This is a genomic window from Peribacillus sp. NPDC097197 (assembly GCF_050278025.1).
Taxonomy (GTDB): Bacteria; Bacillota; Bacilli; order Bacillales; family DSM-1321; genus Peribacillus.
On sequence record NZ_JBNNST010000006.1, the window covers coordinates 110530 to 132226 of the forward strand.

Consider the following 21697-nt stretch of genomic DNA (forward strand, 5'->3'; position numbering starts at 1 on the left):
AAGAAACTGCTGGAATTACCTTGGCTTTTTTCTTTTACGGGTTTATTCTAACTCTATGAAACTATGAAAAAAAATCGTAACTCACTTTATATTTTTTCACTTACACTAGTAGCGGCACTTGGTGGATTGCTATTTGGATATGATACGGCTGTAATATCCGGGGCGGAAAAATCCCTTGAAACCTACTTCATTACGAGTTTAGGTCTCGGGTCTTTAGCCCACGGGGCAACGACCTCAAGTGCATTGATTGGGTGTATCATCGGAGGTTTGCTGTCCGGGATGATCTCAAGTAGACTCGGGCGTAAGAATTCATTAATCCTAGCTTCTCTGTTATTCTTTTTTTCTGCTTTAGGGTCCGCTTATCCGGAGTTTTTATTTTTCACAAAAGGCGAACCGACGATAGCGTTATTGCTCACGTTTAACGTATATCGGATTATAGGCGGCATTGGAGTGGGTTTGGCTTCAGCAATCGTCCCTATGTATATAGGGGAGATTGCTCCTGCTGATATCCGAGGTAAATTGGTATCCTTTAATCAATTTGCCATCATTCTTGGGATGTTAGTCGTGTACTTCGTTAACTGGGCCATCGCTTATGGGCAAACAGTAGAATGGATCAATGACATCGGTTGGAGATACATGTTCGCTTCGGAAGCAATTCCGGCTCTATTGTTTGGTCTGCTCCTGATATTTGTTCCAGAAACACCACGATATCTTGCGTTGAAACATCAAAATGATAAAGCACTGGCAATATTAACAAAGATTAATGGAGCTGTTGAGGCAAAGTCCATTTTTAATGATATTAAACAAACGGTGAATGTATCCAGTGGGAAATTATTATCTTACGGTAAACTAGTAATCGTCATAGGCATTCTCCTATCTGTTTTCCAACAATTTGTCGGCATTAATGTTGCTTTGTATTATGCTCCGCGCATTTTTGAAAGCATGGGAGCAGGAAAAGATGCTTCGATGATGCAAACCATCATTATGGGAATTGTAAACGTTATCTTTACTGTTATTGCCATCATGAACGTGGATAAATGGGGACGAAAACCATTACTCGTAGTCGGTTCCATAGGAATGGCCATAGGAATGTTTGGAGTAGCAGGAATGGCGTACGCCAATGTGATTGGGATTAGCACGTTAGTATTCATTATTGTATATACGGCTTCATTCATGATGTCGTGGGGACCTATTTGCTGGGTATTGATTTCAGAAATATTCCCGAACAAAATTCGAGGCCAGGCCGTTGCCATCGCTGTTGCAGCCCAATGGATCGCCAATTACTTAATATCTGCCACATATCCTATGATGATGGAGTACAGTGGTGCTTTAACATATGGGTTCTATGGTTTAATGAGTGTTCTTTCGGCCATTTTCGTATGGAAGTTCATACCGGAAACGAAAGGAAAGACGTTGGAGGATATGGAAAATATCTGGACGAAATCGGCTTGACAATAAAGAATACGTTTCATTATGATGTGCTGGGTCCCAAAAGGATTTCCAGCACATTTTTCTAAATTGAATAGAGGATGGTGGAACATGAAATATGTCATCGGCGTGGATTTAGGGACGAGTGCGGTAAAGGTTTTATTGATGAATCAACAAGGAAAGGTGTGCGACGAGATTTCAAAGTCATACCCCCTCATACAGGTACAACCAGGGTTCAATGAACAAGATCCCAAGGGATGGGTTGATAAGACGACAGAAGCGCTCAGTGAGTTAGTCAGGAAATTCGATGGGGACACAAATGACATTGAAGGAATTAGTTTTTCCGGGCAAATGCACGGTCTTGTTTTATTGGACCAAGAAGGGAATGTCCTTCGAAATGCGATTCTATGGAATGATACAAGAACAACGGAACAATGCCGTCAAATTTATGAATGTATTGGCGAGAAAAGGCTATTGGAAATCACAAAAAATCAGGCGCTTGAAGGATTTACCCTACCGAAATTGCTTTGGGTCAAGCAATATGAACCGGAAATCTATCATCAAGCAGATGTCTTCCTGCTGCCAAAAGACTATGTTCGTTATGCGATGACAGGAAAAATACATAGTGAATATTCCGATGCTGCCGGAACTCTTCTAATGGATGTGGCAAAAAAACAATGGAGCGGTGAAATGTGTGAACTTGTCGGTGTCGACGTAACACTATGTCCGCCTTTGGTAGAATCGAGTGAGTGTGTCGGAGAAATCACAGCAGACTTTTCAGTCCAAACGGGTTTGGCGAAAAAAACAAAAGTGTTTGCCGGAGGGGCCGACAATGCATGTGGTGCAATCGGGTCGGGCATCCTTTCCGAGGGGAAAACGCTTTGCAGTATCGGTACTTCTGGTGTGGTTCTCTCCTATGAAGAAAAGAATGACCGTGATTTTGGAGGAAAAGTTCATTATTTTAATCATGGTGAAGAAAATACTTTTTACACAATGGGTGTGACCTTATCTGCAGGGCATAGCTTAAGCTGGTTTAAGGATACTTTTGCAAGTGGGGAAGAATTCGATACGGTTCTGAAGGGTGTTGCTAACGTTCCAATAGGGGCAAATGGTCTATTATTTACCCCATATATATCTGGCGAGAGGACACCATATCCCGATGCGACCATTCGTGGAAGCTTTATTGGCATGGATTCTTCTCATAAGCGAATTGATTTTGCTAGGGCTGTCCTTGAAGGCATTACTTTCTCTTTGAATGAATCCATCGACATATTCAGAAAAAACGGGAAGTTGATCGATACGGTCATATCCATTGGTGGAGGAGCAAAAAATGAAACGTGGCTACAAATGCAGGCTGATGTTTTCAATGCGACGATCGTTAAATTATCAAGTGAACAGGGCCCAGCAGTTGGTGCTGCAATGCTTGCTGCATATGGTAGCGGCTGGTATGATTCGTTGCAAGCATGTGCAGAGGTATTCATTTCAGAAGAAAAGTCCTATAAGCCGATAACGGCTAATGTCGAAAAGTATGCCTTGCTATTTGATGTGTACAAAAAGGTATATAATCAGACAAAGGAACTGAATGCAGAGCTGAAGATTTTCCGCAATCATTAGTCCAGAATGAGCGAACGAGGTCAATTCTTCCAGGAAGAGATATTCTTTCGCTTTATATAGAAGAAAAAATGAATAATCCTGAAAGAAGTAGCTGTCATTTGATAGCTACTTCTTTTTATGTGAAAGGATGGATATGTTTACATGGTATTGAAGCATCTTCCTACCCCCATACTACTATGGAAAATGAATACCGGAGGTCTGTCTTGAGAAAGATTTGGGGAATTTTCATAGATGATATAAAAAGTATTTATAAAAATTTATTTGTGTGTATCGTTATCATTTTTCTTATGTTGATTCCTTCCATTTACGCTTGGTTTAATATTGTTGCTTCTTGGGACCCATACGCAAATACGGGAGGAATCCTCGTAGGGGTTGCCAATAACGATAGGGGAGCGGAGTTGAATGGTGAATCGATAAATATAGGAGAAGAAGTGGTGCAAGGGTTAAAGGGAAATTCAGACCTTGGCTGGAGATTCACGACGGAGGAGGAAGCAATTTCAAAAGTGAAGAATGGGGATTACTACGCATCTATCATCATTCCAGAAAACTTCTCTGAGCATATAGCGACCATCATGACGGAGGATCCCATCAAGGCCGAAATCGATTATTACGTAAACGAAAAAATCAATAGCATCGCACCGAAAATGACGGCGGCAGGAGCCAATAGCATTGTGGACAATGTCAGCAAAAGCTTCGTTAAAACGGCCAGTGGAAGTATACTCTCCATTTTTAATGAACTGGGAATCACGTTGCAAAACGAGCTTCCGACGATCCAAAAAATGAAGAATATGGTGTACGTTTTAGAAGGGGAGTTGCCCGACCTTGAACAAAGTATTAACACAGTCCATAAGCATGTGACTAAAGCTGAGGACATAATTGTAAAGGTCAACGATAGTCTGAAAGCGGTAGAAAATATTACATCACAAAAAGAACAAATGGTATCCAATGTTTCCGTTTATGTTGATTCAGCTCAAGCGGCTTTTCATGCCATTAATCCACTCCTAGAAGATGACCTTGCAATAGTAAGGAGTGATAATGAATCGGTTATAGGAATAGCCGACCGATTGAAGGAGCAAGGTTTAACCGACGATGAAGTATATGAACTGACAGAAGAAGGAAGAAGTAGACTGAAAAAGGATAGGTACTTATTAGAAAGTATCTATAATCTATTGGTGAGGGTCAATCAGTTCAATGGGAAAAACGTGTTACAACCAGAGATATATTCCGTAAATGAGTTGCGCGAAAATACGTCAAACCAACTGCAGGCATTGAATGAACAAGCCTTTGATTCACTTACTGGTCATGGGGAAAGCAACCTTAGTGTATTGAACGAACTGCAAACCGATTATCAAGACGATACAGGGGTGAAATTTGAAAAGCTAGGGAATGAAGCACATGCACTTTTAGAAAAAGTGGAAATGACACTGGAGGAAGGGGGACAAGCCCTTCCTGAGGTTAAAGCACTATTGGGAGAGAGCAATCAAACCTTATTATCACGGATAGAGGAAATCGATAGGTTACAGAATAACTTTCCAGAGGTTGAGAACAAAATCCGAGGGCTTGCTAATAAAATGAGAGAGATAGACAAGAGTTATAATATCGAGGATGTCATTCGTTTTTTGCGAAATGATATTGAGAAAGAAAGTGACTTTTTTTCAGAACCCGTCCTTCTTAATCAACATAGTCTTTTCCCAATTCCTAACTACGGTTCGGCGATGTCGCCATTCTTCACAGCTCTTTCGCTTTGGGTAGGGGGGACAGTATTAATCTCGATACTGAGCGTGGATATTTCTCAACAAGTGTATAGTCCATATCAGATATATATAGGAAGGTACCTAATTTTCTTAATTATTGGATGCATGCAGGCATTAATCGTATCCATAGGGAATCTTCTTCTTCTCGAGGTATATGTTGCAGATAAATGGGAGTTTGTCTTGTTTTCTGTATTGATTAGTGCAGTATTTACACTACTTGTATACACATTTGTATCCGTTCTTGGAAATGTAGGCAAGGGGATCAGCGTGATTTTGATGGTCCTTCAAATTTCAAGTTCCGGTGGGACCTTCCCCATTCAAGTGACGCCGCCTTTTTTTCAACATATCAATCCTTTCTTGCCATTTACCTATGCCGTTAGCTTACTTCGTGAAGCTGTCGGTGGAATCACTTGGACTACTGCTACAAAAGATATTCTGGTGTTGTTACTCTTTATATTGGTAACCCTTTTATTGGGTGTGATCCTGAAGAAGCCTTTTCACCGTCGAACACAAAAAATGAAAGATAAATTATATCGAAGCAGACTTTTTTAAATCAGACTTTGCAAATGAAATAAAGAAAAGGTTTCTGGACGCAGGAACCTTTTTTTGTATACATAGGCAGTGGATTATTATTTTAAAATAGTCGATTTACCTATAGGGGAAGTTGTTTTTCCTTGCTCATCATATTAAAAAATAGATTTTACTAAAATATGTAGTATTGTAGTATATATCCATAATTTGGTGGGTGGCAACAAAATACAAAAAAGTTAGAATTCTTGCATTTTTATAGTTGACAAAAACGATTGGATTAATCATTATTAAGGAATAATGTATAGTCAATTAGTGTGATTTAAAAGTGGGGTGTCTTCAGTGTATTTAACAGTAGACGGAATTCAAAAAAGCTTTATGAATGAAAAGAAAGAAAGTATAAAGGTACTCGATGATATCAATATAGAGGTTGAAAAGGGAAGCTTTGTTTCAATCGTTGGGCCGTCAGGTTGTGGCAAATCGACTCTTCTTTATTTAATAGCCGGTCTCGATAAAGCAGATTCAGGCGACATCCGGGTGGCTGGAAAAAAGGTTTCGAAGCCGGGACCCGAACGAGTGGTTGTATTTCAAGAAGCAGGGTTATTTCCCTGGTTGACGGTGCTTGAAAATGTCACGTACGGGTTGAAGTTGAAGAAAATGCCTAAAGAAAAAGCGAAAGAAAAGGCGTTGGATATTTTAAAAATGGTTCATCTTAGTCGCTATGTAGACTCCTATCCACATCAGCTTTCAGGTGGAATGAAGCAGAGAGTCGCCATCGCCAGAGCACTTGTGATGGAACCGGATATTCTATTGATGGATGAGCCATTTTCTGCACTTGATGAGCAGACGAGAATGGTATTGCATAAAGAGTTACTTGAAATCTGGAGAAAAACAAAAGTGACGATCTTTTTTGTCACGCATAATATTCGTGAAGCAGTTCAGCTTTCGGAGAAAATCGTAGTTTTTGCAACCCGCCCGGGAAAAATCAAAGAGACGATTTCCGTTCCTTCCATGAAAGATGGGGTCATGCCGGATAGTGTGACGTTGAACACCGAACAAAGGGTATTATCGATTTTACAGGAGGAAATTGAAAAAGTGCTGAAGGAGGAAATGGGGAATGATTACAGCTTTAAGACGAATCATATTCATCGCGATGATAGCGGGGATATGGGAAGTCACATCTAGATTATCAAGCCTTCCGGATTTCATGTTTCCTAGCCTGACTCAGGTCCTTGAAACCCTGTTTAATGGAATAGTGAGTGGACAAATCACCGAAGCTGTCGGAAAGAGCATGGGACGCATCTTGATTGGGTTCACCATCGCCATCATTATCGGTCTAATTTTAGGATACTTCATTTGGCGTTATAAGCTTGTAGAAGATACGCTTGGTTTTGTTGTAACAGCCTTACAATCGATACCAAGTATCGTATGGTTCCCGTTAGCAATCATCTGGTTTGGCTTGAATGATTTTTCCATCCTTTTTATCGTTACCATCGGCGCGACCTGGACGATGACAGTCAATGCAACAAGCGGGTTCAAAAATGTGCCCCAGCTATATCAAAGAGTGGCTAAAACTTATGGTTCAAGCGGATTTCATTTCTTGAGAACCGTGATTCTGCCCGCATCTGTCCCACAAATCATTTCTGGTCTTCGAATCGCTTGGGCATTCTCTTGGCGTGCATTAATGGCAGGTGAGTTACTCGGAGGAGGCGGAGGTCTCGGGCAGCTTCTGGAAATGGGAAGATCGCTCGGTCAAATGGACCTGGTTATTTCCGTCATGATCATCATTGCGATTATTGGAACCATTGTAGATAACGTTGTTTTCTCCCGCTTGGAACGTAATGTTCAAGTTAAATGGGGAGTTAATCAAAGGTAGGTTAATAAAATAATAGGTTAAGAGGAGAGAGACAGATGCTGAAAAAATCATTATTTACTCTTATTATGTCCGTATTGTTAATTGGGATAGTAAGTGGTTGCACAGAATCTTCGAATAACGAAGAAGGAAAAGATTCAGAAAAACAAACCGTGAATATCGGGTATTTCCCTAACCTGACTCATAGTGCAACAATCATTGCGCTTGAAAAGGGCTACTTTAAAGAAGAATTCGGTGAAGATGTAACCATTAAAACGAAAACAGTGGCCAACGGTGGGCTATTTATGGAAGCGATGGCTACGAAAGCTATCGATGTCGGAACAACCGGTCCTGGTCCGTTACTTAACTTTTACGTGAAAAATCCGGAATACCACTTAATTTCCGGGGCTGTAAACGGTGGAGCAGTTCTTGTGTCAGGTGAAAGCAGTAAAATTTCGGATTTAAAAGATCTGGACGGTAAAAAAGTTGCGATTCCTGTCATCGGAAGCACACAGGATGTCATGCTTAGAAAGGCCCTTAAAGATGTTGGCCTTAAACCGACTACAAATGGTGGTACAGTGGAGTTATTTGCATCAGCACCTGCTGACACAGCAGCACTTTTTGTCCAAAAAACAGTGGATGCAGCTGCTACTCAGGAACCTTGGGGATACGTTTTGGAAAATCAAGCAAACGGGAAGCTATTGCTTAACTGGGATGAATTTGCTTGGGGCAAAGATTCACCAAACACAGTGGTGGCTGCAAGCCAGAAGTTCTTAGATAAAAAAGGTCTTTCCACTGCCTATTTGAAAGCCCACAAAAAAGCGGTTGATTTCATCCAAAACAATCCGGAAGAAAGCCAAGAGCTAGTCATTAAGCATCTTAAGGACTTGACTGGAAAAGAATTAAGCAAGGAAGAGGTGGCCGCTGCCTTTTCACGCTTGGAAGTGACAACGAATGTTAATGAGGACGTCATTCAGGAAATGGCTGATATTAGTAAAGAGGCTGGATACATTCCTAGCGCCGATATTAAAGGGATGATCGATTTATCGACTCTTGAAGAAGTATCGAAATAAAAACATAACGCCCGGGCCATATGGCTCGGGCGTTTCTCTTACGCTTCTTTCACCAACCAACTCAGGGACAAACTTGGTTCAAAGCGTGTATGACCTGATCAACTGTCTCCCAAGTAGGGATGTTCGCTCCGGACGCAAAGGGATGCCCTCCCCCATTAAACATGCGTGCAACTGAATCAATCGGGGTGTTTCGTGAACGGATCCTGACCCGGATTTCTTCGGGATATTCTATGAAGAACACCCAAATCCTCACTCCTTTTAACCCGGAAAGAGTATTAATTAAATTCGAGGCTTCGGTCCGGTCTATATCATACTTGCTTAACATCTCCTCAGTCATGACGAAGTAGGCTACCCCTTTATCGGTCCTCTTATAGCTCATCATAATATCCCTTTGAAGATGGGAAGAATGCTTGGTTTTTATATTCAAGAAGTTGTGGATTCTTTCTGGCTGAAAATTATACGACCGTAATATCGATGCGATTTCTAAAGTCCCGGGAGATATTTTGCCTTTTTGAAAATTACCGGTATCACCAATGATGCCGGTATAAAAGGCACGGGCAGCTTCTTTGTTTAATTTAAGGTCATCAGGGAAACCCAAACATAGGTCAACAAGCATCTCACTTGCTGAGCTGAAAGAAGGATCCACCCACGAAAGATCGCCGAAGGACTCTTGATCGGGATGATGATCGATCTTAATCAACCTTTTCCCCATTTTGTATCGTGAATCACTAATGCGTGAAAGATTAGCGGTATCGCACACAACCACTAATGCATCTCTATAAACATCATCGGGTATAACATCCATCCTTCCAATGAATTGGAGCCGACCTACTTCTTCTCCCACTGCATGAACAACCTTGGATGGATATGAGTGCTTTATCACGTGTAGAAGTCCGATTTGAGACCCCAGTGCATCCGGGTCTGGATTAAGATGGCGGTGAATGATGATCGTTGAATATTGCTTGATGGCTTCAACGATTTCTTTCTTTATATCGTCCACTGTCAAATCCCCCCTTACCATTAATGGACTTGTCGAACTAAGCGTTTATATCTTTAAATTTTATAGACAGAAGGGGAAAGAAGCAAGGCGAGAGCTTCATTCTCCATACCTTTAGTGTAAAGGGGGAGGAGAACAACGATCATGATAAATTTGCGAACGATCAATATCCATAATCTGAATATAATTATTGCAAAATTCAAATAACTATCTTATACTTAATTTACCAAACCGATGACAGTGACTTACCTTGCTGCATGGCCGGCTTGTTTTAAAAGAGTATTTATAAAATTGACTTTGTTCACTTGATCTTCCTTTGTCGGAAGACAAGCCATGGATAAGAGTCAGTGAAACGTACAATGTAATCACATTGTTTGTTTTACTGGCTCTTTTTGTATATTTCAACAATCGGAAAGGGGTGAGGTGATGAAAGGGGCCTTGGAAGGAATAAGGATCATTGACGTCTCTCGTGTATTGGCGGGACCGTTCTGCTCGATGATTCTTGGTGATTTGGGAGCGGAAGTTATCAAAGTGGAACATCATGAATCAGGAGATGAAACGAGAGGATGGGGTCCACCTTTCGCCGGGGGAGAAAGCGCTTACTATTTATGTGCCAATCGCAACAAAGAAAGTATGACATTGAATTTAAAGTCTGAACAGGGGAAAGAAATATTTCGTAAGCTAGTATCGACAGGGGATATTGTCGTTCAAAACTTCAAGGCAGGCACACTGGAAAAAATGGGTGTGGGATATGAACAATTAAAAGAAGTGAATCCTCATTTGATTATGGCGTCAATCACAGGATTCGGATTAACCGGTCCTTATAAAGATTTACCAGGCTATGATTATATCATTCAAGCAATGAGCGGCCTGATGAGCATCACGGGCGAGAGTGATGGAAGCCCCATGAAAGTGGGGGTGGCGATAGCCGATGTATTGACCGGATTATATACTTGCATTGGAATTTTATCAGCCTTGCATCATCGGAACAATACGGGGGAAGGTCAGGAGATCGACATTGCATTGATGGATTGTCAAGTAGCTTCCTTAGTGAATGTCGCCAGCAATTATTTGTTCAGCGGGGTAGCTCCTAAGCGGATGGGAAACCAACATCCGAATATCGTCCCCTATCAAGTTTTCCATGCAAGTGATGGAGAGCTGGTCGTGGCAGTAGGGAATGATGAGCAATTTAAGAGATTCACGGCGGTTTTGGGAAGGCCGGAATTGGCGGATCATGAACCTTTTATGCACAATAAAGATCGTTTGCAGAATAAAGAGGAATTAATACCGATTATAGAAGCTTTATTAAAAAGCAAGACGAAGAATGAGTGGAAAATACAATTGGATGTAGCGGGAATCCCTAATGGTCCTATTCAAACCATTGCCGAAATGTTCGAGGATCCTCAAATACAGGCAAGGGAAATGTTAGTGAAAATGGAACACCCAAAAGTTGAAAACCTTAGAATGACTGGGTCGCCTTTAAAACTCTCAAAAACACCGGTCACGATGAGAAAGCATCCACCGCTGTATGGGGAGCATACAGAATCCATTTTAGCCGAATTGGGGTATAACCCGGAAGACATAACCAAATTCAAACAAAATAAAATTATTTAGGAGGAATTTAGATGATGCATTTCGAATTAACAGAAGAACAGAAAAGTGTAAAAAAAGTGGTAAGGAAATTTGTTGATAAGGAAATCATTCCATATATTCAAGAATGGGACCGACAAGGAGAGTTTCAACCACATATTTTAAAGAGATTGGCTGAATTGCAATTGATGGGTGTGTGCATTCCTGAAGAATATGGCGGAGTCGGCATGGATTATAATACACTCGCCATCGTGTGTGAGGAATTGGAGCGTGGCGACACGGCTTACCGGACTGCGGTGTCCGTACATACCGGGTTAAATAGCATGACACTGTTGCAGTGGGGAACCGAAGAACAAAAACAGAAGTATTTAGTGCCACAAGCAAAAGGCACGAAGATTGGTGCTTTCGGCCTCACTGAGCCTAATGCTGGGTCAGACGTTGCAGCCATGAAATCAACGGCTAAACGAGATGGTGATTATTACATTTTAAATGGATCAAAAACATGGATTTCTCTTTGCGATTATGCGGACCATTTCCTCATTTTTGCGAAAACGGATCATGACCTAGGGTCCAAAGGAATTACGGCGTTTATCGTTGAGCGTACGTTTGATGGCGTTGAATCGAAAGCGATCAAAGGAAAGTTAGGGATTCGTGCCGGTAATACAGGTGAAGTCTTTTTAACGGATGTCAAGGTTCCGGTTGCCAATAGGTTGGGCGAAGAAGGGGAAGGGTTTAAAATTTCCATGTCTGCCTTGGACAATGGACGGTTTACGGTAGCTGCCGGCGCAGTAGGCCTGATTGGCGCAAGTTTGGAAGCGAGCTTAAAGTATTGCCATGAGCGCAGTACATTTGGTAAAGAGATTGGCAGGCATCAGCTTGTACAACAGATGATAGCCAAAATGTCGGCGAATTTAGAGATTGCAAGATTGTTGGTCTTTAAAGCGGGGACTTTAAAAAATCAAGGAAAACGAAATACACAAGAAACGTCACTTGCTAAATGGATTTCATGTGATGCAGCAAATGAAGCGGCGAATGATGCGGTGCAGATCCATGGAGCCTATGGTTATTCAGATGAATATCCAGTGGAACGGTTCCTAAGGAATTCAAAAGCTCCGGTCATTTATGAAGGAACACGAGAAATCCATACGGTCATGCAAGGAGAATATGCATTGGGATACAGACAGGATAAAGAACTTCGCAAGCAATTGCCTGCATGGCCATTTGAGCAGGTTTCTGTCCATTAATTACAAATAAGGAGATCAGATGATGAACACATATTTTATTGCAGGGCATGCTAAACTCCCACAAGGTATGGCGGCAAGAAATCTCTATGACTCCATCACGATTACGGTAGAACTGGACCTTAAATATGGCGTAATTGTCGATGCCTCCTGTACGCTTGCTACAGAACATGGCAGGGAATTCATCCGCCAGTTACTTCGTGGTTATTGTTTAAATGATGGAATTGATGAATTGATTGAACGCGTGCAATTGTATTATCGGGGGAAGGCAGGTCAAGCCATTCAAGCAGGTCTGAAAGATGTTTATGTTCAGTTCGAATTGATCTCCGTTAAATAAGGAATGAGATGGGTTTTCCAGGTTAGTAATCTGGTGAATCCATCTTTTTTAATGTAAGGGTATGGCACATTCAATGTTTAGGTTCATGCTTTCACTCAGCTACATATAAAACATTCATGGAGCTGTATGACTATGTAAAAAGAGGTGATAAAAAATCTATCACCTTTCAAAAATGGGTCTCAATGATCTATATTACTTCTGATTAATTGCCTGTAATCAGAATTTCCATTTCCAGTTCTTGTGGAAATCGAAAGAACCTTTGCCATGGAATCTGCGGTTCCTAGTGGAACGACGATTTCTGCTAGAACGACGGTTAGAGCGGCAAGTAGAACGGTTCCGGCTAGAACGACGGTTAGAGCGGCAAGTAGAACGGTTCCGGCTAGAACGACGGTTAGAGCGGCAAGTAGAACGATTTCTGCTAGAACGACGTGTAGAGCGGCAAGTAGAACGATTCCGGCTAGTGCGACGTTGAGTGCTGCAAGTAGAGCGATTCCGGCTAGTGCGACGTTGAGTGCTGCAAGTAGAGCGATTCCGGCTAGTGCGACGTTGAGTGCTGCAAGTAGAGCGATTCCGGCTAGTACGACGACGAGTACCACAAGTAGAGCGGTTCCGGCTAGTGCGGCGTTGGGTACCACGAGTTGAACGTCTAGTACTACGCTTTTTATTATTTTTCTTGTTTTTCTTATTCTTCTTCCGTGATGACCGGTTTTTTGAACGTGGGTCTTGGAATAGGAATTCATCTAACCCAAACGAATTCACCATTTCCACCGCTTTTTGAATTTCTTTAAATTTAGTTGACATACATTCATTCCCCCTTTTCACTAGCTAAAATATGCGGCTTGTACGAAAAGTGCTTATGGTAAACACACATATTTCCAAAATAAATTGATGGCTTTAGTGGCATCCTTCGTTTTTTTTCATAAAGTAAAATGAAAATGAAAGGGAAGGTTTTAATGAATACTGACAAGAATCTACCGGTTTACCATCTTTTTATTCCCCCTGTAAACTTAATCGAGCTTCGTAGGGATATTTGGAGTAATGACCCCGTCCCTGCAAAATTATCGATAGAAAAGAAAAAATTGGATGTCGATATCGTTTATCGTGGCTCCCACATCCGGGGTTTCCGGAAGAAGTCCTATCATGTGGCTTTTTATAAACCGAGTATGTACCGAAAGGCTAAAGAAGTTCATCTGAATGCTGAATATAAGGATAAATCTCTGCTGAGGAATAAACTATCTTTAGACTTTTTCGCAGATATCGGAACTTTATCACCGAGGTCCCAATTCGTTTTCCTTAATCTTAATGGAAAGGATGAAGGGATTTATTTAGAATTGGAATCTGTGGATGAACATTACTTGAGGAACAGCAATTTGCCTGAAGGATCCATTTTTTATGCAGTGGATGGCGATGCCAATTTTTCATTGATGAGTGATTTGGATAAGGAAGTTAAGAAATCCCTGGATATCGGGTATGAAAGAAAATGTGGGACAGCTCAGGATGATTTGTACTTACACGAGCTAATCATAAAAATCAATACGATACCAAGAGCGGATTTTGAGAAGGAAATTGGAAAGTACGTCAATGTAGAAAAGTATCTCCGCTGGTTGGCAGGTGTCGTTTTTACACAGAATTACGATGGATTTGTCCATAATTATGCTTTATACCGGAATGGAGAAACGGGACTTTTCGAAATCATCCCTTGGGATTACGATGCGACATGGGGCAGGGATGTAAATGGTAAAGTGATGGAAGAAGATTATGTTGGAATCAGAGGCTTCAATACATTGACCGCAAGAATTCTTGATATAGCTGCATTCCGTAAACGGTATCAAAGTCTTCTAAAAGAGATTATGAATAACCAGTTTAACGTGAGGTATATGGAACCCATCATTCATGAAATGCATAGCCTGATCAAACCGTATATGCCAAGAGATAGATATGTCCGGGACAATATCGAGGCATTTGAGAATGAACCTAATTTTATTTTAAAATATATAGAGGCTCGGGCAAAATATATTCGTAGTCAATTGCATAAGTTAGATTAAATGAATAGTGTGAATTCGTTGGGGTTAGGCAAGGTTATTTTCCACCTTCCATTCTTACAGCAAGTGGAATGGTAACGTATTTATTAAAATAGCAGGAACACTGAAAAATCAGTATTCCTGCTATTTTTTTCATTTGCATTTCTATCCACTTACGGCTATGTTTGATAGAAAGATATAATCTTAAGTGATGAAGGATGGGAATAGTTTGAACAATGAAAGCCGTATACCGGCGTATATATATACTTTTACGTGCACTCCAGACGAACGTTCATTATGTAATATGGAAACGCGTTCGCTCTTTGGTTGTAAGACCGAAGTCAATATTTTAAAAAGTGACATCAAAATTGATCCGAGCAGAAGTCCTTTTATCAAGGGACGTGTCGATATTATGTACGAAGGGGAAAGCATATCTGAAATCGTTGAACAGGTAAAGCAACTTCCAATTACCGATTCAACATTTAAAGTCCTATTTATTAAAATAAATGATTTGAATATAGAAGACAAAATTGATTATGATGGACAACGTGCCATTGAGAGGGAAATTGGCTGGCATATCCAGAGTAAGGCAGATGTGCGCAATCCAGATCAAACTTATGGGATTGTGCCATTCGAAGGACGTTGGTACTTTGGGGAATTCGTCAAACCCGAACCGGTTTGGTTACACCATTTGAAGAAACCCCGTGAGTATTCAACGGCACTTAGTACCCGGGTCGCAAGAGCGATTGCCAATATTGCGGTACCACATCCAGAGGGGGTAAAAGCCATTGATCCATGTTGCGGAATCGGGACGGTATTGGTGGAGGCATTATCCATGGGAATCAATATCGTTGGCCGTGACATCAACCCTCTAGTCACGGATGGGTCAAGGGAAAATATTGCTTTCTTCGGACTGGAAGGCGATGTTACAACAGGACCGATTTCAGAGGTTATGGAGCACTATGACGTGGCCATTATAGATATGCCGTATAATCTTTATACACATGCAACGCCGGAAGACCAACTTTCGATTCTAAAACATGCTCGTCGTTTTGCGGACAAGGTGGTTGTAGTAACCATCGATACGATGGATGATATGATTCATGAAGCGGGCTTTGAAATTGCGGATCGTTGTCTAGCGAAAAAAGGTGTATTTTCTAGGCAAATTGTGGTGTGTGTATAAAAGCCTCGTTGGATATGTAGAAGTATCCCTAATCAAGTTGTCTATTAAAGTTAATAGATAAGAAAGGAAGAGTGGTGCATACTCTTCCTTTTTTATATGTCTGTTATTCCTTAGCCATCAATCGAAAACGACCGAAATCATCGTGCTTATCGGCTGTTTTGTGTGAAGCAAATCCTTGCGTTCGATGGCATAGCCTCTAGGTTGCCAAGACCGGATGACCAGGATATTACCCTTATCTAGCGGTATAGTGAATCACATTTCCACTAGAGTATTTGTCGATTTTTCCTTGGTACTCCAAGTAATCTAAATGTCCGATGATCTCCGACATGACAAGTGGGAACTCTTTTAAATATTTTTCTTTGTAATAGTTTTTTGCTAACTCATTCCCTGTTGTTATTCCAGCTTCAATTAAAGCGAGGATTTTCTTGGATTTTGTTTCAATGTTACGGAGCCTTTTTTCTATTAATGGACCTGCTTGATAGATGATGTTTCCGTGTCCAGGGTAAAGGATATCCACCCCTAATGCCAAACAGCGCTCCAACGATTCAATATGGTCTACTAGAGTCCGCATCCTTTGGCCGTTTTCATCGGGCTCCACCAATGCATTACTAGAGATATGTTCAATTAATAAGTCTCCAGCAAGAAGTCGGTTCTCGCTTTTATCAAGAAAGGCAATTTGGTCTGGTGCATGACCGGGAAAATGAATCACTTCAAAATTTAATAATTGGTTTTCCTTAATCTCGATGATTTCACTATTGATTTTTTGATCTTTGTTATTATTGACGGCATTGAATAAATAGGCCACTTGTTTATCTCCAAGTTCCCCACAGCCCATCTGAACGTAAAGTCGTTTATAGAACTCAATCCTCATGCTAAGAAAATCCGGATCTCGCTTTAACCTTGGTATGGATTTAGAGTGAGCATAAACAGGAATCGGGTGAGGCTCAGTGATACGGTTAACGAGTCCCACGTGATCCCCGTGATGATGGGTCAGGAGAATCTCTGTAATATCTTCAAGCTTTAGGCTATTTTCCTCTAATGTGTGTTGTAAAGCGTCCCAACAAACATCATCATTCATGCCAGCATCCACCAGCGTAAGGGACTCATTCTGTTCCACTAAATAAAAGTTTATACTTTTCAATGCGAGTGCACTTGGCGCTATAACTGGGTGAATCTTAAGTGTTGACCGGTTTTTCATGAGCATCCCTTGTTCCCCCTGAAATGAATGAACTTTTGGAAGGAAGGTTTATTCATTTATGCTGTATCAATGAATCACTCAAGCTTATAAATGAATGAACGATCCTTAAAGTTCAATTTATTAATAAACGATAGTTATACCTTTAGCTTACTATTTGTTTTATTTAAAGTAAATTCTGAAAAATGAAACATTTATATTATAATAGCAAGATAATTTTCCTGAATCGCTTATCGTACTGGTGGATTTTTTTCTATAACTAAATTTACCTTTTTTATATTTTTATGTAAATTAATCTTCTCGCCATGCAAGTTTTAGTATATGGTTAATTTAACAGATTGGATGGGCATTATTCCATGTAAACTAAAAGGTGATAATCGGAATGACAGAAGAAATGAGGGCATGTATGGATCAAGATAAACAAAGGCTCAGTATTGCGGCTGCAAGACTATACTATGAATCGGATTATAGTCAACAAGAGATTTGTGCACGCCTTGGCGTGTCGCGACCAACGGTTTCTAGGTTGTTGCAATATGCGAAGGAGCAGGGCTACGTAAGTATACACATTAAAGACCCGTTAGAAGATGTGGACGAACTCTCAAAACAGTTAAAGGAACGGTATGGATTGGATCATGTAAGCGTTTCATATTCCCCACTTAATGAGTATGAGGAGATAACTAAGCATATCGGGCGGACTGCCGCCGAATTTTTACACAAAATCGTAAAAGACGGAGATATCATCGGCATTACCTGGGGTACCACATTGTTTTCAGTGGCCTCACAACTTAAAAGCAAGCGAGTGAAAGGTGTAGAAGTAGTTCAGCTAAAAGGCGGTGTAAGCCATTCGTATAGCCTTACTTACGCGGCTGAAGTTGCCAATCTATTTGCCGAAGCTTATTATACGGTCACCCGCTATTTACCTTTACCTGTTATTTTCGATAAGCCAGAACTTAAGCAGATGGTTGAGGAAGATCGGCATATAGAACGGATCATCGAAATGGGTAGACAAGCGAATATTGCATTATTTACGGTCGGTACGGTCAGAGATGATGCTTTACTTTTTAAACTTGGTTATTTAAGTGAAGGGGAGAAAGCTGATCTCCAACGTACGGCTGTAGGTGATATTTGTTCTCGTTTTTTTGATGAAGAGGGGAACATCTGTAATGAAGTTATTAATAGCCGCACGGTGGGCATTGATTTAGAAGAATTGCAAAAGAAAGAAAGAAGCATTTTAGTTGCTGGAGGCGAAGATAAGATCAAAGCCATCCAGGCAGCGTTAGTGGGAAAATATGCTAATACCCTCATTACAGATCAATTCACGGCTAAAGCTCTATTAGAGTGTTAAAAGAAAGAATATATGGTTGGCGCCTAAAAAGCGCTGACCTTATTTTTTTATGTCTATAAACATTTAGTTGAATAGGTTGTAAAAATATTTGAACAAAATTTCAAATTAAAATTTACATATGTTCCACACCGTGGTATTATTTGGTTGTGAAAGCGCTTTTCTTATTGAAAAATCAAAAAAGATAAAAAATTATAGTGAAAAATAATAGGATAAGGGGCCGTTAAAAATGAATAAGGCTAAATTAATTGACCATACACTACTGAAAGCTGACGCAACTGAAAAGGAGATTGTTAGATTAGCAGAAGAAGCCAAGGAATACGGTTTTGCTTCCGTTTGCGTGAATCCACAATGGGTGTCACTTGCAGCGAAAGAATTAAAGGGAAGTGACGTAAAAGTTTGTACAGTCATTGGATTTCCTTTAGGCGCGTCTACTACAGCAGTAAAAGTATTCGAAACGCAAGACGCTATTTCAAACGGCGCAGAAGAAGTAGATATGGTAATCAATATTGGCCTCTTGAAAGCTGGTAATGATGATGCAGTTGAAGCTGATATGAGAGCGGTTGCTAATGCTGCACATGGAAAAGCTCTTCTGAAAGTGATTATTGAAACATGCTTATTGACAGAAGAGGAAAAGGTCCGTGCATGTCAGCTGGTCGTTAATGCTGGAGCTGATTATGTTAAAACATCCACCGGATTTTCTACGGGAGGTGCCAATGTCGAAGATGTAATGTTAATGAGAAAGGTCGTTGGACCGAATTTAGGTGTAAAGGCATCTGGAGGAATTCGGGATAAAAACGATTTAGAAAAGATGGCTAAGGCGGGAGCTACTCGTATTGGCGCGAGCTCAGGTGTCAAAATCATGCAGGGGGAAGCCGTTAATGGAGGCTATTAATTTAGATAGCTAGTCCCTCGTTTGAAAACCGAATGCAATTGGACTCATTAGTGGGTAAATATCAGTAGGGGTTCTTACTTGAATAAGGAGATTACAAAAATGGCAAAGACAAAAATAATTCAACTGTCGGATGGATACCTTAATCGGACTCCTATTCTACAATTCATTCTCTTATCCACATTATTTTCCATGTGGGCAGTGGCAGCTAGTTTGAATGATATATTAATTACTCAGTTCAAAAGTGTGTTCGAATTAAGTGATTTCGCTAGTGCTTTAGTACAGAGTGCTTTTTATGGAGGCTATTTCTTGGTAGCCATTCCAGCTTCGATGGTTATTAAGAAGACGAACTATAAGTTTGCCATCATAACAGGATTATGCTTCTATATCATTGGATGTTCTTTATTCTTCCCAGCGTCACACTTGGCGACATATACTATGTTCTTGTTTGCACTTTTTGCTATTGCAATCGGTTTAGGTTTCCTTGAAACGGCAGCCAATACCTATAGTTCCATGATAGGTCCCAAGCAATATGCGACGCTCCGCCTGAATATTAGCCAAACGTTTTATCCCGTTGGATCTATTTTAGGGATTTTGCTAGGAAAATATCTAGTTTTCCAGGAAGGCGAAAGTCTTCATGTTCAAATGTCCAAAATGTCTCCTGCAGAAGCACAGGCTTTTGGAATCGAGATGTTACAGCATACACTAGAACCATATAAATATATGATTTTCATACTAATCGGAGTGCTGGTGATATTCCTCTTCACTAAATTTCCAACATGCAAACCGGAAAAAGTCGAACAAAATGGCACTAAACCGGCTCCAAATATCCTAAAAGCGTTGAAGCACCTGGCTGGAAATAAACGATTCCGAAATGGAATCATCGCAGAATTTTTATATGTGGGAATGCAAACCACGGTTTGGGCTTTCACGATCAGGTTAGCCTTACATCTAAATCCACATATCAATGAAAGAACTGCTTCAAACTTTATGATTTATAGTTTTATAGGATTTTTCATTGGGAAATTCATTGCAAACTTTTTGATTGCTAGATTTTCGTCTTCTAAAATCTTGGTCATTTATGCAGTTTTCGGATCAGCTTTATTGGCTTACGTGGCAGTCGTGCCGAATATGACTGCTGTATATGCGGCAATCGTTGTTAGTATGCTTTTTGGGCCATGTTGGGCCACGATTTATGCAGAAACTCTAGCTGTAGTTGATAAGCAATATACTGAAGTGGCGGGTGCCATCTTAGTAATGTCCATTGTAGGGGGAGCCGTTATACCGGCTCTTCAAGGGTTAGTGTCAGACACTTTGGGATCAATGCAATATGCGTTTGTCGTATCCATGCTATGTTTTGTGTATATAGGCATTTACTTTTATCGAGAAATGAAAAGGTCTGCAAACATGAAAAAGGATGCAGAACAAACAAGCGAATTAATTTCTTGAAAATTAGGTTCGAGCTTTGCTTATGTCCTCAATTATATCGGCAATCATTTTTGACAAACTCAGTAAGCATAATAAGAAAAGAGGCAGGGGGCCCTTAAATGAACTCTGGATGTAACAGGGTTTCCTAAGGGGACCCTGTTAGCTGTTATTCGAAGGAAGGAAGGAAGGATAAGTATGGTAGGAACGATTGAACTACAAAGAGGATTCTTCAAAGAAAACCCTACAGTATTTTTTAGAAGTACCGAGTTTACTGTTACTTTATTTCGTTATCCATCTGGAGTTGAAGCGATAGAAGTGACAAATTCACGTGGGAAAATGGTGGTTCTTCCTTATTTAGGTCAAATTGTTTGGGACTTAGTTTTTGATGGAATTGAACTGAAGATGAAAAATATGTTCACTCAACCGAAACAAGTAGATGAAATTGTCGATACATATGGATGTTTTGCTTTTCATTCCGGTTTGATTAGCAATGGCTGTCCAGGACCTGAGGATGATCATGTCTTACATGGTGAGATGGCCTGCGCGAATATGGACCATGCCTGGCTGGAGGTTACGGAAAATAGTGTGAAAATTGGTGGATCGACAGAATACATAAAAGGGTTTGGCCATCATTATATCGCTAAGCCAAGCGTCAAGATGATTGCTGGGGAAGCCAACATCGAAATGGGCATGTACGTGAAAAACTTATCTGGCACAGACATGCCTCTACAATACATGTGCCATACCAACTACGCCTACCTGGATCATGCAGTAATGAAGCAAAACATTCCTAATAGTGCGTTTGAGTTACGTGCCTCCATCCCTGACCATGTGAAACCTACTGAAAAGTGGTTGGACTTTAATAAAGAAATCCGTGTAGGCAAGGAACCTATATCGATTTTGGACCGTCCAGATATGTATGACCCGGAAATTGTTTTCTTTATGGATGGATTGAGTAAGCATCAGAAAGAAGCAAGTTTTGAAATGACTTCGCCGGAAGGAACTACTTTTTTCACCACGTTCTCTACGGATGAATTTAATTATGCGACAAGATGGTTACTGTTTAATGAGGACCAGCAGGTTGGAGCATTTGTATTGCCCGCTACATGCCGGCCTGAAGGGTTTTTGGCAGCCCAAGATTCAGGAAGCTTAATTAAGTTGGCCTCAGGTGAGGAAAGATCATTTACAATTGTAACTGGAAAGAAATAAGGAGGAAATAGAA

At 40.6% G+C, this 21697-nt stretch carries 18 protein-coding genes and 1 pseudogene; 15 read left to right on the forward strand and 4 right to left on the reverse strand.

Translation table 11 applies throughout. From position 1 onward, the window contains the following. Positions 1 to 63 precede the first annotated feature (63 nt). From xylE to ACQKL6_RS10080, 6 genes are all read left to right on the forward strand, one after another. The gene (gene xylE / locus ACQKL6_RS10055; RefSeq protein ID WP_403079829.1) at positions 64 to 1452 is read left to right on the forward strand and encodes a D-xylose transporter XylE; all 1389 of its coding nucleotides are present in this window, start codon (positions 64 to 66) and stop codon (positions 1450 to 1452) included. An 87-nt stretch (positions 1453 to 1539) separates the two neighbouring features. Then, positions 1540 to 3042: a xylulokinase gene (gene xylB / locus ACQKL6_RS10060; protein ID WP_427651023.1), complete on the forward strand. Its 1503-nt coding sequence runs from the start codon at positions 1540 to 1542 to the stop codon at positions 3040 to 3042. 203 nt (positions 3043 to 3245) lie between these two features. Next, positions 3246 to 5348: a YhgE/Pip family protein gene (locus tag ACQKL6_RS10065; RefSeq protein ID WP_427651024.1), complete on the forward strand. Its 2103-nt coding sequence runs from the start codon at positions 3246 to 3248 to the stop codon at positions 5346 to 5348. Between the two features lie 318 nt (positions 5349 to 5666). Beyond that, positions 5667 to 6509: an ABC transporter ATP-binding protein gene (locus ACQKL6_RS10070; RefSeq protein WP_427651025.1), complete on the forward strand. Its 843-nt coding sequence runs from the start codon at positions 5667 to 5669 to the stop codon at positions 6507 to 6509. Then, positions 6442 to 7200, forward strand: coding sequence for an ABC transporter permease (locus tag ACQKL6_RS10075; protein WP_402867835.1), 759 nt, complete (start codon positions 6442 to 6444; stop codon positions 7198 to 7200). Before ACQKL6_RS10070 ends, ACQKL6_RS10075 begins: the two co-directional genes overlap by 68 nt. 35 nt (positions 7201 to 7235) lie before the next feature. Beyond that, positions 7236 to 8249, forward strand: coding sequence for an aliphatic sulfonate ABC transporter substrate-binding protein (locus ACQKL6_RS10080; protein ID WP_427651026.1), 1014 nt, complete (start codon positions 7236 to 7238; stop codon positions 8247 to 8249). 61 nt (positions 8250 to 8310) lie between these two features. Here ACQKL6_RS10080 and ACQKL6_RS10085 read toward each other — a convergent pair whose 3' ends face one another. Then, on the reverse strand, positions 8311 to 9249 hold the full coding sequence (locus ACQKL6_RS10085) for a DHH family phosphoesterase (RefSeq protein ID WP_427651027.1): 939 nt from the start codon (positions 9247 to 9249) through the stop codon (positions 8311 to 8313). 423 nt (positions 9250 to 9672) lie between these two features. Between ACQKL6_RS10085 and ACQKL6_RS10090 the strand changes: the two genes are divergently transcribed. The 3 genes from ACQKL6_RS10090 to ACQKL6_RS10100 are packed head-to-tail and all read left to right on the forward strand — an operon-like array spanning position 9673 to position 12414. Next, on the forward strand, positions 9673 to 10860 hold the full coding sequence (locus tag ACQKL6_RS10090) for a CaiB/BaiF CoA transferase family protein (protein ID WP_427651028.1): 1188 nt from the start codon (positions 9673 to 9675) through the stop codon (positions 10858 to 10860). 14 nt (positions 10861 to 10874) lie between these two features. Continuing rightward, positions 10875 to 12080: an acyl-CoA dehydrogenase family protein gene (locus ACQKL6_RS10095; RefSeq protein WP_402868543.1), complete on the forward strand. Its 1206-nt coding sequence runs from the start codon at positions 10875 to 10877 to the stop codon at positions 12078 to 12080. A 22-nt stretch (positions 12081 to 12102) separates the two neighbouring features. Further along, positions 12103 to 12414 carry a DUF3870 domain-containing protein gene (locus tag ACQKL6_RS10100; protein ID WP_402987507.1) on the forward strand — a complete coding sequence of 104 codons (312 nt, stop codon included), beginning with the start codon at positions 12103 to 12105 and terminating at the stop codon, positions 12412 to 12414. A gap of 179 nt (positions 12415 to 12593) precedes the next feature. On the opposite strand, the gene ACQKL6_RS10105 is transcribed toward ACQKL6_RS10100, so the two are convergent. Then, a complete protein-coding gene (locus ACQKL6_RS10105) occupies positions 12594 to 13049 on the reverse strand; it encodes a hypothetical protein (RefSeq protein WP_427651057.1) in 456 nt (151 codons plus the stop codon). An 88-nt stretch (positions 13050 to 13137) separates the two neighbouring features. Then, positions 13138 to 13215, reverse strand: a pseudogene (locus ACQKL6_RS10110) (CotG/ExsB N-terminal domain-containing protein); the annotation flags it as partial. Between the two features lie 152 nt (positions 13216 to 13367). On the opposite strand from ACQKL6_RS10110, the gene ACQKL6_RS10115 reads away from it, so the two are divergent. Together ACQKL6_RS10115 and ACQKL6_RS10120 are read left to right on the forward strand one after the other, a co-directional pair. Continuing rightward, positions 13368 to 14459, forward strand: a complete 1092-nt coding sequence (locus ACQKL6_RS10115; RefSeq protein WP_402867853.1) for a CotH kinase family protein — start codon at positions 13368 to 13370, stop codon at positions 14457 to 14459. Positions 14460 to 14664: 205 nt separating this feature from the next. Beyond that, positions 14665 to 15618 carry a TRM11 family SAM-dependent methyltransferase gene (locus ACQKL6_RS10120; RefSeq protein WP_427651029.1) on the forward strand — a complete coding sequence of 318 codons (954 nt, stop codon included), beginning with the start codon at positions 14665 to 14667 and terminating at the stop codon, positions 15616 to 15618. A gap of 232 nt (positions 15619 to 15850) precedes the next feature. Here ACQKL6_RS10120 and ACQKL6_RS10125 read toward each other — a convergent pair whose 3' ends face one another. Continuing rightward, complete coding sequence (locus ACQKL6_RS10125) at positions 15851 to 16822, reverse strand: MBL fold metallo-hydrolase (RefSeq protein WP_402987515.1); 972 nt, start codon at positions 16820 to 16822, stop codon at positions 15851 to 15853. A gap of 397 nt (positions 16823 to 17219) precedes the next feature. On the opposite strand from ACQKL6_RS10125, the gene ACQKL6_RS10130 reads away from it, so the two are divergent. The 4 genes from ACQKL6_RS10130 (at position 17220) to ACQKL6_RS10145 (ending at position 21684) form a co-directional block, all read left to right on the forward strand. Further along, positions 17220 to 18158 carry a sugar-binding transcriptional regulator gene (locus ACQKL6_RS10130; protein WP_402868545.1) on the forward strand — a complete coding sequence of 313 codons (939 nt, stop codon included), beginning with the start codon at positions 17220 to 17222 and terminating at the stop codon, positions 18156 to 18158. Positions 18159 to 18384: 226 nt separating this feature from the next. After that, the gene (deoC, locus tag ACQKL6_RS10135; protein ID WP_427651030.1) at positions 18385 to 19050 is read left to right on the forward strand and encodes a deoxyribose-phosphate aldolase; all 666 of its coding nucleotides are present in this window, start codon (positions 18385 to 18387) and stop codon (positions 19048 to 19050) included. 99 nt (positions 19051 to 19149) lie between these two features. Then, positions 19150 to 20496, forward strand: a complete 1347-nt coding sequence (gene fucP, locus ACQKL6_RS10140) for an L-fucose:H+ symporter permease (protein WP_402867857.1) — start codon at positions 19150 to 19152, stop codon at positions 20494 to 20496. A 174-nt stretch (positions 20497 to 20670) separates the two neighbouring features. After that, entirely contained in the window at positions 20671 to 21684 is a 1014-nt protein-coding gene (locus tag ACQKL6_RS10145; RefSeq protein WP_402867858.1) for an aldose 1-epimerase family protein, read from the forward strand. Positions 21685 to 21697: the final 13 nt, after the last annotated feature.